The following is a 12640-nucleotide window of genomic DNA, read 5'->3' as shown; positions in this document are numbered from 1 at the left end:
GCTCAAGCGACCCCGAAGAAGTGAAGGCACGCCCCACGCCGCCCGGACCTTCCCCGAGGCCGCGACAACCCTCCACCGCCTGCGGCCGTCGGGACGGCCGTCCGCATTGGACTTGTGAGGACTCACGTGAGCTCGAAACCTGTCGTACTCATCGCTGAAGAGCTGTCGCCCGCGACCGTCGAAGCCCTGGGCCCGGACTTCGAGATCCGGCACGCGAACGGCGCTGACCGCGCCGAGCTGCTGCCCGCGATCGCCGACGTCGACGCGATCCTGATCCGTTCGGCCACCAAGGTCGACGCGGAGGCCGTCGCCGCCGCGAAGAAGCTCAAGGTCGTCGCGCGAGCCGGCGTCGGCCTGGACAACGTCGACGTCTCCGCCGCCACCAAGGCCGGCGTGATGGTCGTCAACGCCCCCACCTCGAACATCGTGACCGCGGCCGAGCTGGCCTGCGGTCTCCTCCTCGCCACCGCGCGCCACATCCCGCAGGCCAACTCCGCGCTGAAGAACGGCGAGTGGAAGCGCTCGAAGTACACCGGCGTCGAGCTCGCCGAGAAGACCCTCGGTGTCGTCGGCCTCGGCCGCATCGGCGCGCTGGTCGCCCAGCGCATGTCCGCGTTCGGCATGAAGGTCGTCGCCTACGACCCCTACGTCCAGCCTGCCCGGGCCGCGCAGATGGGCGTCAAGGTCCTCACCCTCGACGAGCTGCTCGAGGTCTCGGACTTCATCACCGTGCACCTGCCCAAGACCCCCGAGACGGTCGGTCTCATCGGCGACGAGGCGCTGCACAAGGTCAAGCCGTCGGTGCGGATCGTCAACGCCGCGCGCGGCGGGATCGTCGACGAGGAGGCGCTGTACTCGGCGCTCAAGGAGGGCCGCGTCGCCGGCGCCGGCCTCGACGTGTACACGAAGGAGCCCTGCACGGACTCCCCGCTCTTCGAGCTCGACCAGGTCGTCTGCACCCCGCACCTCGGCGCCTCCACGGACGAGGCGCAGGAGAAGGCCGGTGTCTCCGTCGCCCGTTCGGTACGCCTCGCCCTCGCCGGTGAGCTCGTCCCGGACGCGGTGAACGTGCAGGGCGGTGTCATCGCCGAGGACGTCAAGCCCGGTCTGCCGCTCGCCGAGAAGCTCGGCCGCATCTTCACCGCCCTCGCGGGCGAGGTCGCGGTCCGCCTCGACGTCGAGGTGTACGGCGAGATCACCCAGCACGACGTCAAGGTGCTCGAACTCTCCGCGCTCAAGGGCGTGTTCGAGGACGTCGTCGACGAGACGGTGTCGTACGTCAACGCCCCGCTGTTCGCGCAGGAGCGTGGCGTCGAGGTCCGCCTGACCACGTCGAGCGAGTCCCCGGACCACCGCAACGTCGTCACCGTGCGCGGCACGCTCGGCGACGGCCAGGAGATCTCGGTCTCCGGCACGCTGGCCGGCCCCAAGCACCTGCAGAAGATCGTCGCCGTCGGCGAGTACGACGTGGACCTCGCGCTCGCCGACCACATGGTCGTGCTGAGCTACGAGGACCGTCCCGGCGTCGTCGGCACCGTCGGCCGCATCCTCGGCGAGGCGGGCATCAACATCGCCGGCATGCAGGTCGCGCGCGCCGCCGCGGGCGGCGAGGCCCTCGCGGTCCTCACCGTCGACGACACGGTCCCGCAGAACGTGCTGGGCGACGTGGCCGAGGAGATCGGCGCCACCTCGGCGCGCTCGGTGAACCTCGTCTGACGTTCGCTGTACGAAGGCTGGGGCCCGGTCACCTGGGGTGACCGGGCCCCCGTCATGCGCGGGCGTTCGGGGGCGGCTCGACCAGCCCCTCCCGGTAGGCGATGGCCACGGCCTCCGTGCGGCCCGCGGCGCCCAGCTTGGCGAGGATGTTGGAGACGTGCACGCTCGCCGTCTTCCCGGTGATGAACAGCTCCTCGCCGATCTGACGATTGGTGCGGCCACGCGCCAACAGCCGCAGCACGTCGCTCTCGCGGGCGGTCAACGCCGGGACACGGTCCGCGGCGGACGGCGCGTCGGCGAGACGACCGCGCCGGATCAGAGTGTCCAGCTCCTCGCGCAGCGGTACGGCGCCGAGCCGGACGGCGGTGTCACGCGCCGCGCGGGCCCGCTCGGCGGCCTCCTCCCGACGGTCCGCCACGAGCAGCGCCTCGGCCAACCGCCTTTCGCTGCGGGCCAGTTCATAGGGATCGCCGTAGTCGAACGCGGCGACGGCCCGCTCCCAGGCGGCCACATCGGGACCCGAGCGCGCGCGCAGCCACTCCGCCTCGGCGCGGGCGAGCCAGGCCAGCCCCTCCGGTCCCTGCCGCGACCCGTCCTCCCCCTTGGCGGCCGTACCGCGGGCCACCTCCACCAGCTCGGTCGCGATGTCCGCCCAGCGCAGGGCGCCCGCATCGTCGCCGTTCGTACGCAGCTCGACGGCGGCGTCCGCGACCGCCGACAGAGCCAGCGCCGCGAGCCGCACACCGATGTCGGGCCGCCCGCCGCCGGAGCCCTCGCTGAGCGCCGCGAGTGTCGTCCGCACGGAGGTCACGGCGCCCTCGGGGTCGCCGCGCAGGGCGGCGGCGTCGGCCAGCACGATGCCCGCGACGAGCGTGGCCATCCAGTCGAACGGCCCGCCGAGCAGAGCGCGGGCCCGCTCGGTGGCCCCTTCCTCGCCGCGCGCCAGGGATACGTACAACGCGGGCCCGACGGCGAAGCCGCCCGCCGGTGGCAGCCGTTCGGCGTCGACGGCGGCCGCCCGCGCGCACTCGTCCCAGCGGCCGAGGGTGTAGAGGATCAGGGACTGCAGGTAGCGCAGCTCCAGCGCGTACGGGGAGGAGGCGAGCCCGGAGCGGTTCGCCCGCTCGAGTCCCTCGGCGAGCCAGGTCAGGCACTCGTCCAGAGCCCCGGACTCGTAGGCCCCGATGGCGAGGTTGAACAGCGCGCGCATCTCGACGGAGACATTGCCGGCGCCCCGGGCCAGGTCACGGGCGCGCCGAAGCCGCTCCCGGCCCTCGGCCGTACGCCGGTTGCGGTCTTCGAGACCGACCAGGGAGATGATCAAGTCGGCCTGGGCGTCGGCGAGTCGGAGCTCCTCGGCGGTGTGCAGCGCCTGCCGGGCGACGCGTTCGGCGTCCTCGTCGTGGCCCATGTACCGAGCGGCCATGACATGGGTGGCCGCCGCCCACACCCAGGTGTACGACGGGGGCTCGGCCGGGATCATGGCCAGTGCCTCGCTGCTGTAGGTGAAGGCGGCCTTCAGACTGTCGACGCGCATCAGATTGCCCGCGAGGGTGTAGCGGACGCGGGCGGCGAGCTCCGAGTCCGCGTCCGATCCCGCCCTGGCGAGTGCGGCGCGGGTGAGGGAGACCGCCCGGTGGGTCTGCCCGGCGTGCGCGGCGGCCGCGGAGGCGCGCAGGGTGAGCGTCACCGGGTCGCCGTCCCGGGGGCGGGCGCCGGGGTCCACCGCCGGCCACAGTTCGAGCGCGGCCTCCACGTGGTGCAGCTCCTCGGCCGGTGCGCCGACCCGCTGGGCGTGGTCGGCCGCTTCCAGCGAGGCGGTCAGCGCGTCCGCGAGGTCGTGGCTCTCCCGCGAGTGGTGGGCGCGCTCGGCCGCGCTCTTCGCCGTATGACCGCGCCCGGCGAGGAGCTTGGCGAACGCGCCGTGCAGCCGGACCCGCTCGCCGGGCAGCAGATCGGTGTAGACGGCCTCACGGGCGAGGGCGTGCCGGAAGGAGTACGTGGCGTCCTCACCGGGGACCAGCAGCTGTCGTCCCACGGCCTCCCGCAGCGCCGACTCCAGCTCGTCCTCCGGCAGTTGTACGGCGTCACGCAGCAGGTCGTGCTCGACGCGCCGTCCGGCGACCGCCGCCGTGCGCAGTACCTGCTGGGCCGTGTCGGAGAGCTGCTCGATCCGGATGAGGAGGAGGTCGGCGAGGCCGCTGGGCATGGCGGGCGCCGCCGGGTCGAGGTCGCCAGGCAGCGCGGCGAGCAGCTCCTCCGCGTAGAAGGCGTTGCCCTCGGCGCGGTCGACGATACGGCGGACGGTGGTGTCGGAGAGGGCGTCCGTCCGCAGGGCGCGCACCAGGCGGGCGACTTCGGCGTCCGCCATCGGGCGCAGTTCGAGCCGGTCCACCGAGGGGAGCCGGACCAGCTCGGCGAGCAGGGGGCGCAGGGGGTGGCGGCGGTGCAGGTCGTCCGCGCGGTACGAGGCGAAGAGGACGAGGCGGTGGGTGGGGGAGCCGGGGGTCGGACTCTGCAGGACACCTCGGCTGAGGAGGAAGCGCAGGAGGTCTCTTGAGGACTGGTCCGCCCAGTGGAGGTCTTCGAGGACCAGGAGGAGCGGGGTGATGTCGGCGGCGTCCGCCAGCAGGCCCGCGACGCCCTCGAAGAGGCGCAGGCGGGTGCTGGTGTCCGTGTCCGTTCCGCCGCCGCCCGCGCCCAGCAGGCGGCCTACCGCCGGGTGCGCCGCGAGGGCGGCGGCGAACCGCTCGTCCCCTCCGAGCACGCCGAGGATCTCCGTGAACGGCAGATAGGGCAGGCCCACGTCGCCGAGGTCCACGCAGTGGCCGGTGAGCACCGTCATGCCGGTGCGGGTGGCGTGCGCGGCGGCCTCCGTCAGGACGCGGGTCTTGCCGACGCCGGCGTCTCCGGAGACCACGACGGCGCGGGGGGTGCCTTCGCGGGCGCGGTCCAGCACGCCGGTGAGCCGGGCGAGTTCGCCGTTCCGGCCGATGAACGGCGTACCGAATGTCTGTGCCACGGCCCCATCCTGACACGCACCAGCGACACCGCCCCGCCCCTTTTCCCTCGCCCCCGCCGCCCCTACCCGTCCCATCCCTACTTGGGGGCTCCGCCCCCAAACCCCCATCGGCCTGAACGGCCTCGTCCTCAAACGCCGGACGGGCTGGCTGGTGCGGGCCGGGGTCGTGGCTTTCAGGGGCGCGGGGAACTGTGCGATCAGCCCGCACCGGTCTGCGGGCAAGGCGCTGCGCGAGGGTGGGGTTTTGGGGCGCAGCCCCGTCTGAGGGGCGCGGGGAACTGCGCGATCAGCCCCCGCCTGCCCGCAGGCAAAACACTTCGGGAGGGCCGGGGGTCCGGGGCGCAGCCCTGGTGGGGTCGGTGTCAGGCGGGAGCCTGTTCGGTGGTGGGCGGGGCCTCGGCCCCGGTCTCCCGTACCCGAACTCGCCGCAACGTCGCGGACGCCAACACCGCCGCCCCCAACAACAGCACCGCCCCCGCGATCGCCGCCGCCTGCATCCCACTGGTGAACGCCTCCCGCGCGGCCCGTACCAGCGCGGCGCCCGTGTCGCCCGGCAACTGGTGGGCGACCGCCAGCGCGCCGCCGAGGGTCTCCTGGGCCGGCGCCGGGGCGCCGGACGGAATCTCGTGGCGGTAGACCGCCGTACCGATGGAGCCGAGGACCGCCATACCGAGCGCGCCGCCGAACTCGGCGCCCGTCTCCAGGAGGGAGGACGCGGCGCCCGCGTTGCCGACGGGGACGGTGCCGAGCGCCAGATCCATCATCTGGGACATCACGGTGACGATCCCCGAGGCGAGGACACCGGCGCCGGCGAGGACCAGCCACAGAGAGTCGGTTCCGGTGAAGGCCAGCAGACCGTAGCCGCACGCGCCGAGGACGAAGCCGCCGGAGACGACGTGGGCGCGGTGGACGCCCTTCTGCACCAGTTGCGCGGCGACCGGCGCGGCGACCCCGACCAGGACCGTCGGCAGCAGCGACCACAGGGCGGCCTCCATGGAGCTGTTGCCGAGGACCGACTGCAGGTACTGGGTGGTGAAGTACGCCGAACCCATCATCCCGAACGCGGAGACCAGGTTGAGGACGACGGCGGGCGCGAAGCCCCGGCCGCGGAACAACTCGGGGGAGATCAGCGGGGATTTCGCGGTGCGCTGACGGTGGACGAAGAGCGCGGCGAAGACGAGACCGACGACGATCGAGGCGCCGTACTCGAACGTCCAGCCCTCGGAGGGGATTTCCTTCACGCCGTAGATGACGGGCAGCACGGCGGCCATCGACAGCGGCACGCTGAGCAGGTCGAAACGGCCCGGTTCCGGGTTCTTCGACTCGGGGAGCAGGATCGGGCCGAGGACGAGCAGCAGCACCATCGCGGGCAGGTTGACGAGGAAGACCGAGCCCCACCAGAAGTGCTCGACGAGGACACCGCTCATCACCGAACCGAGCGCGATGCCGCCGGTCATGACGCCGGACCACAGCGCGATCGCCTTCGCGCGCTGCCCGGGGTCGGTGAACATCGTGCGGATGATGGCCATCGTCGACGGCATGAGGGTGGCGCCGCCGATGCCGAGGACCGCGCGGGCCGCGATCAGCATCTCGGCGCTGCCCGCGTAGGCGGCCAGGACCGAGGCGGTGCCGAAGGCGGCGGCGCCGATGAGGAGGAGCTTGCGGCGGCCTATGCGGTCGCCGAGCGAGCCCATGGTCATCAGCAGGCCGGCGAGCACGAACGCGTAGATGTCGAAGATCCACAGCTGCTGGGTACCGCTCGGCTCCAGGTCCGCGCTGATCGCGGGGATCGCGAAGTAGAGGACCGAGACGTCCATCGAGACCAGGAGCAGCGGAAGCATCAGAACGCCGAGGGCGGTCCATTCGCGGCGGCCGGCGAGGCCTTCGCCGGGTGCGGGAGTGGTGCTCGTCGAGTGCTTCGAGTGCGTCATGACAGCGACTGTACGGACGTCTTAAACGCTTGTCTAGTACGCTTGTTTAAAACGAGCGTCTGGGACGGTTGTCTGTATCGGGGGTACGCTGATCGGCATGGGACACCGTGAGGATCTGCTCGAAGGCGCCAAGCGCTGCCTGCTGGAGAAGGGGTTCGTGCGCACCACGGCGCGCGACATCGTGAAGGAGTCCGGGACGAACCTGGCGTCCATCGGCTACCACTACGGATCGAAGGACGCGCTGCTGACGCAGGCCTTCGTGGAGCTGGTGCAGGAGTGGGGCGAGAAGTTCGCCCCTCACCAGGAGCGCGAGGACACGCCCGGGGGTTCCGTGGAGCGGTTCCACAGCGTGTGGGGGCGGATGCTGGAGTCCTTCGAGGAGTTCCGGCCCGTGTGGGCGGCCAGCATGGAGATCGTGACGCAGGGGGAGCGGGTTCCGGAGCTGCGGGACCTCATGGCGAAGGCGCAGATCGAGGGACGGTCCGGGCTCGTCGCGATGCTCACGGGCCTGGACGAGGAGACGCTCGACGAGCGCACCGTCCAGTCCCTCGGCGGCTTCTACCAGGCGCTGCTCAACGGCCTGATGGTGCAGTGGCTCTTCGACCCGGCGAGCGCCTCCACGGCGGACGACCTCACGGAGGGGCTGCGCCGGGTGATCGAGGGCGCGACCAGGGCGCGGGACTGAGAAGCGTCACCCGGTCACGACTCCGGTCGGCGGGGTGCCGGACCCGCGATCGGCCCGGGCGTCGCGGTACGCCGGGACCAGCGCCACCAGCATCAGTACGGCGGTGACGGCGAAGGCCGACGGATACCCCGTCACCCCGGCCAGCACGCCGAAACCCGCCGCGCCGACGCCCATGCCACCGTCGTACGCGACGTTCCACAGCGCGGTGACGGTGCCGTATCCGGAGGCCGGGACCCGCGCGTACATCAGGGCCAGCGTGGCGTTCTGGGCGATACCGAAGCCGGTGCCGAAGACCGCGACCCCGACGAGGACCGCGACGGGACTGCCGGTCACCGCCGTGATCGACAGGCCCCCGGCCGAGAGGACAAGGCCGGGCACGACGAGTCGCGCGGGCCCGTGCCGGTCGCCGTACCGGCCCGCCGTCCAACGGGCCGCGGTCGACGCGGCCGGCTGCACGAAGAGGGCCACGGCGACGACCGTGCCGTACGCGGCCGGGACCGCCAGCGGCAGGAACGTGACGACGATCCCGGCGGCGAGGGCGGTGGTCGCGAAGACGGCCCCGGGCCGCATCAGACCGCCGGTGCGCAGCCCGGCCAGCACCCCCACCGGTTTCCCGGACGTTCGCTCCCGGTCCGGCAGGCCCGGTACGGCGACGATCGCGGCCAGCGCCGCCATGCCCGCGGCCACGGCGACCGGCCCGTACCCGACGTGCGCGGCGAGCCACACGCCGAGCGGCAGCGCGATCAGCGACGGCACGCCGGAGACCAGGCCCACCAGCGCGAGGCCCTCCCCGCGCCGCTCGGCCGGGATGAGCGACGCGGTGAGCGCGCCGCCCGCCACGAGCGTGAGCGCGAAGCCGAGGCCGCGGACGAGACAGACCGTCACGATCCACGCCATGCCGTCGGAGACGGTCAGGACCAGTGCGGGAGCGCCGAGCAGGGTGAGCCCGGCGATCAGCGCGACCCGGTAGCCGTAGCGGGCGACGAGGCGGGGAGCGGCCAGTTCGCGCAGGACCGTGGAGAGCATCAGGGCGCCGGTGGCCAGGCCCGCGCCCGACGCCGTCGCGTAACGGGGCACCACCGACAGGAGCAGGAAGAAGCTCACCGAGGCGCCGACCATGCTCACGAAACGGAGCACCAGGGGGCGGGTGAGGAGAGGGGGCCTCGAAGCCGTCGCCAAGACGCGGGGCGTGGTCGGTGTCATGGGAACGACGCTAGGCAGCCGGCGGCCCCCCGGTAAGCTCCAATTCCATGCCGTTGCAGTGGGCCGGTCTGTCACCCGAACTGCTCCTGTCCGTCGACCGGGAGAGCGGTGAGCAGTTGCGCGCCCAGCTCGAACGGCAGTTGCGGGACGCGATCCGCACGGGACGCCTCGGCGTCGGCGAGCGTCTGCCTTCCTCGCGTGAACTCGCCCGCGAAATGGGGTTGTCGAGGGGTTGGGAGTTGCTGCGGCTGGGGTGCACTCGAGCACGTTGTGGTGAGCGGGAGCGAGTACGGGTGGTAGGTGTCGCGTCAGGCACCTGGAGGGAACCGGTGTTCTTGTGTCGAATGCGTGACCTCTGCGGGTGGTGCTCGTTGGATGCGGTGTCGGGATCTTCGGGTGCGGCCGGGCGGGGGTGGAGGGGTGGGCGGGCTGAGGGAAGTGGCGGAGCCGTTCGTCGCGTCCGGTCCGACCGGTGTGGCGGTCCGGACCCGGCTCAAGCTCCTGGCCCCTGGGGACGAGAAGGTGCTGCGGCTGGTCGGTGCGTATCTGGGGTCGCTCGCCGCGAAGGATCTTGCGGCGCGGTGCCGGGACGGTCTGGAGCATTCCGCCGACACCTGGGCGGCTCGCAAGCGCGAGCTGACGCCTCTCTCGTCGTCACGCTGGGCCGGGACGATCACGAAGGCGTCGCACGACCAGTGGGCGCTGGCCCGCCGCTGCCAGCTGGCGCACGTCCAGAACCTGGAAGCGGGCATCAGGACCCTCACACACCGGCTGTCCCTTCCCGTCGGGCAGAAGGGCTCCAAAAAGACGCCCGGGGGTTACCGTTCGAGGCGGGAGTGGCATGCCAAGGCGCGTCGCCTGCACGTGCTGGAGGACCGGCTGGAGCAAAAGCGGGCCGACCGTGCGGCGGGGCGGGTGCGTGTCGTGCGCGGCGGTAAGCGCCTGGCCCGCACCCGCCACCACCTGGATGCCGCCCGGCTGACCGAGGCCCAGTGGCGTGAACTCTGGGAGGCCGAACGCTGGTTCCGCGCCGCCGACGGAGAGTCCGGCAAGCGCTACGGCAACGAGACCATCCGCGTCAGCCCCGAGGGCGAGGTGAGCATCAAACTCCCCGCGCCGCTCGCGCATCTGGCGAACGCCGGACACGGCCGGTACGTCCTCGCCTGGCGCGCCACGTTCGGGCACCGGGGCATCGAGTGGGCCGACCGCGTCGAGGCCAACCGGGCCGTCGCCTACCGCGTTCATCTGGACGTGGGCCGGGACCGCTGGTATCTGACCGCCTCCTGGCAGATCCCACCCACCCCGACCATCATCCCCATCCGTGCCGCGCTCGCCGACGGCGTGATCGGCGTGGACATGAACGCCGACCACCTCGCCGCCTGGCGCCTGGACGTCCACGGCAACCCGACCGGTGCCCCGCGCCGTTTCTTCTACGACCTGACCGGCTCGCGAGATCACCGCGACGCCCAGGTCCGCCACGCCCTCACCCGGCTGCTGCACTGGGCCCGGGCCTGCGGGGTGAAGGCCATCGCCATCGAGGACCTGGACTTCGGCGCGGACAAGACCCGTGAGAGGCACGGCCGCAGGAAGCGGTTTCGGCAGGTCATCTCCGGCATGCCCACCGGCAGGCTCCGCGCCCGGCTGACCTCGATGGCCGACCAGACGGGCATCGCCATCATCGCCATGGACCCCGCTTACACCTCCCGGTGGGGCGGCCAGCACTGGCAGAGGCCTCTTACCAGCAGCAACCGTAAGACGAGTCGCCATGATGCGGCAGCGGTGGCGATCGGAAGGCGCGCCCAGGGACACCCGATCCGGCGACGGACGGCACCGCCCCCGCACGACCAGAGTGATCGTGCGGGGCATCGGACCGTCCAGGCCCGACCGGAGGTCTCTGGGCGTGAGGGAACCCGCCCCCGCTTTCCCGGACCACGGACACGATCCGTGCCGCCCGGATGCGGAGCGAACGCGGGGGACCAGTGTGCCCAACACCGTCCGGGGCACACGGCTGAGCGCGGGTTCTGGCAACAGGACTCACTTCCGCTCAGTCTTTAGGAACGGTCTCGTCCAGGACTGCTACGCCCAACTCCAGTCCGAGGGCTACCTCGTGACCCGCGTCGGCTCGGCCACCCAAGTCGCGGCGTGCGCCCACGTACCACCCGCGCCCGCGCCGAACCGGAGCGCGCCCGAGCGGCTGATCGCCGACTTCCGGCACGGCGTGCCGGACCTCACCGGACCGAGCGGTCCTCGAAGGCGTCGGTGGGCAGCGGGGTGCCTTCGGCGAGCCGGGCGAGGATGTGCTCCCGGAGCCCTTCGTTGGCCTCCATCCAGACCTTGGTCAACGAAAGGTTCTTCGGGGGATAGCCGTCCATCGACACCCGGTGGATCGGGTAGTCCTCCGTGAGGACCAGGGCCGCGGCGTGCGCCCAGTACTCGAACAGCCACCGCTCCCCCCACCACAACTCGCCGAGATGCGAACCGGCCCCCGCCCCGAGGCGGCTCCACACCACGAGCTCATGACTCGGCGCCACGACGCTGATGGGGTCCAGTTGCAAATAGCGCAACGACCGCAGAACGGCCCGCAGCCCCTCCCCGTCACTCGACGGACGCATCCCGCCGAGCCACTGCCGCGACAGCGCGAGTCGCCGCGCCTCCACCTGACTGATGGTCAACTTCTGCTGAGGCGTGGCCATTCCGCGGTCCCCCACTCCCTGCCCGGCACACCGCCGCCCGAGCCCGCGGCGAGCGTTTCGACGGCACACCCTACGGCTGATCGCCGCGCGCGGGCATTACAGTCGCGACCCCTTCAACGCCATGTGCAGCAGCAGGCGGTCCTCGCCGTCGTCCAGGTCCAGGCCGGTCAGTTGCTCTACGCGGGACAGGCGGTAGTAGAGGGTCTGCCGGTGGATGCCCAACTCCGCCGCCGTGCGCCCGGCCTGGCCCGCGCAGTCGAGGAACACCTCGGCGGTGCGGGCGAGTTCACGGTGCGCGGGGGAGAGGAGGGCGCGGACGGCGGGGTCGTGGGCCGTCTCCGGGGGCAGAGCCGTGAGGAGGCGGTACGGGCCGATGGAGGCCCACTCGGCGACCGGGCCCAGGCGGGGCTCCGCGAGGACGGCGCGGGCGGCGGCGGACGCCTCCTGCCAGGCGGCCCCCAGCTCGGCGAGACCCACCCGGGCCCCGGCGACTCCGGCGGCCACCGTCGTCCCGGCAGTCCCGGCAGTCCCGGCGCTCCCGGCAGCCTTGGCCGCTCCGGACGCCCCCGCCCCCTGCCCACCGCCCCCGCGTTCTCCTTCCCCCTCGCGTACGAAGCGTGTCGCCGCGGTGAGCGCCGGAGTCAGTACGTCCGCCGAGCGCAGCCGCACGAGGAGGGCCAGGCTCTGGCCGGCGGCCCCCCACGGCACCGTGCACAGCGCGGTCGCGCCCGGCACCGTACGGACCGAAGGGGCGTCGTCCGGGTCGGCGGACGGCCAGGGGGCGACGCACACCACCGTGTGCAGGCCGTCGCCGCGTGGGCCGAGGGCGGTGCGCAGCTCGGCCACCGCCATCTCCCGTTGCCAGCCGCGCTCGGCGGTGAGGACCGCCCGCAGCTCGCGGGTGAGGTCCGCGCCCGCCTGCGCCTCGTCGGCGAGCAGGTCGCCGATGCGGGCGGCGACCTGCATGGCGGCGGAGAGCTGTGCCTCGGACGGGCCGGGGTCGTCCTCCAGCAGCCACACATAGCCGAGGACGACACCCCGATGGCGTACCGGAAGGCAGATCCGGCCCCGGTACACGCCCGCCTCGGGGGTGGGCGGGATGTGCACGGGCGCCGTCGCGCGCGTGATGCCGAAGCCCTCGAACCAGGTGCGGACCGCCGTCGTGGAGCGGCGCGTGAGGATCGAGCGGGTCCGTACGGGGTCCAGGGCCGACGCGTCGAGCTCGCCCTCACTGTCGTACGCGCCGAAGGCGATCAGCTCGAAGTCCCGGTTCTCCAGCGTCGCGGGCGCCCCGAGGAGCGCCGAGATCTCGTCGACCAGCTCCTGATAGCCGCCGTGGCCGCCCCGGTGGTCCCGGTGCTCTCTCTGATCCCTGTGTTCACCGCTCACC

At 72.7% G+C, this 12640-nt stretch carries 7 protein-coding genes and 2 pseudogenes; 4 read left to right on the top strand and 5 right to left on the bottom strand.

Annotated features, from left to right (window positions below; genetic code table 11):
- Nucleotides 1-126: 126 nt before the first annotated feature.
- Nucleotides 127-1716, top strand: coding sequence for a phosphoglycerate dehydrogenase (gene serA / locus OG568_RS17665; protein ID WP_266431088.1), 1590 nt, complete (start codon nucleotides 127-129; stop codon nucleotides 1714-1716).
- A 52-nt stretch (nucleotides 1717-1768) separates the two neighbouring features.
- On the opposite strand, the gene OG568_RS17660 is transcribed toward serA, so the two are convergent.
- Together OG568_RS17660 and OG568_RS17655 are read right to left on the bottom strand one after the other, a co-directional pair.
- Nucleotides 1769-4738: a helix-turn-helix transcriptional regulator gene (locus OG568_RS17660; RefSeq protein ID WP_329532282.1), complete on the bottom strand. Its 2970-nt coding sequence runs from the start codon at nucleotides 4736-4738 to the stop codon at nucleotides 1769-1771.
- 362 nt (nucleotides 4739-5100) lie between these two features.
- A complete protein-coding gene (locus OG568_RS17655) occupies nucleotides 5101-6669 on the bottom strand; it encodes an MFS transporter (protein ID WP_329532281.1) in 1569 nt (522 codons plus the stop codon).
- 97 nt (nucleotides 6670-6766) lie between these two features.
- Here OG568_RS17655 and OG568_RS17650 point away from each other — a divergent pair, with 97 nt between their 5' ends.
- Entirely contained in the window at nucleotides 6767-7354 is a 588-nt protein-coding gene (locus OG568_RS17650) for a TetR/AcrR family transcriptional regulator (protein WP_329532280.1), read from the top strand.
- 6 nt (nucleotides 7355-7360) lie between these two features.
- Here the strand turns inward: OG568_RS17650 and OG568_RS17645 are convergent, their stop codons facing one another.
- Nucleotides 7361-8557, bottom strand: coding sequence for an MFS transporter (locus tag OG568_RS17645; RefSeq protein ID WP_329532279.1), 1197 nt, complete (start codon nucleotides 8555-8557; stop codon nucleotides 7361-7363).
- Between the two features lie 47 nt (nucleotides 8558-8604).
- Between OG568_RS17645 and OG568_RS17640 the strand changes: the two are divergent.
- Nucleotides 8605-8775, top strand: a pseudogene (locus tag OG568_RS17640) (GntR family transcriptional regulator); the annotation flags it as partial.
- A gap of 202 nt (nucleotides 8776-8977) precedes the next feature.
- A pseudogene (locus tag OG568_RS17635) lies at nucleotides 8978-10612 on the top strand (IS200/IS605 family accessory protein TnpB-related protein).
- A gap of 173 nt (nucleotides 10613-10785) precedes the next feature.
- Here the strand turns inward: OG568_RS17635 and OG568_RS17630 are convergent.
- Together OG568_RS17630 and OG568_RS17625 are read right to left on the bottom strand one after the other, a co-directional pair.
- A complete protein-coding gene (locus OG568_RS17630) occupies nucleotides 10786-11250 on the bottom strand; it encodes a DNA glycosylase AlkZ-like family protein (RefSeq protein ID WP_329532277.1) in 465 nt (154 codons plus the stop codon).
- 96 nt (nucleotides 11251-11346) lie between these two features.
- Nucleotides 11347-12639, bottom strand: a complete 1293-nt coding sequence (locus OG568_RS17625) for a PucR family transcriptional regulator (protein ID WP_329532276.1) — start codon at nucleotides 12637-12639, stop codon at nucleotides 11347-11349.
- Nucleotide 12640: the final 1 nt, after the last annotated feature.

This window comes from Streptomyces sp. NBC_01450, assembly GCF_036227505.1.
Taxonomy (GTDB): domain Bacteria; phylum Actinomycetota; class Actinomycetes; order Streptomycetales; family Streptomycetaceae; genus Streptomyces.
Note: the sequence above shows the minus strand (reverse complement) of the source record. Positions and strands in the feature narration are given on the sequence as shown.

Excerpts from the sequence above, each read along its gene's own strand:
- OG568_RS17655 (WP_329532281.1), bottom strand. The coding sequence starts at position 6,669 with ATGACGCACTCGAAGCACTCGACGAGCACCACTCCCGCACCCGGCGAA.
- OG568_RS17650 (WP_329532280.1), top strand. The coding sequence starts at position 6,767 with ATGGGACACCGTGAGGATCTGCTCGAAGGCGCCAAGCGCTGCCTGCTG.
- OG568_RS17645 (WP_329532279.1), bottom strand. The coding sequence starts at position 8,557 with ATGACACCGACCACGCCCCGCGTCTTGGCGACGGCTTCGAGGCCCCCT.
- OG568_RS17630 (WP_329532277.1), bottom strand. The coding sequence starts at position 11,250 with ATGGCCACGCCTCAGCAGAAGTTGACCATCAGTCAGGTGGAGGCGCGG.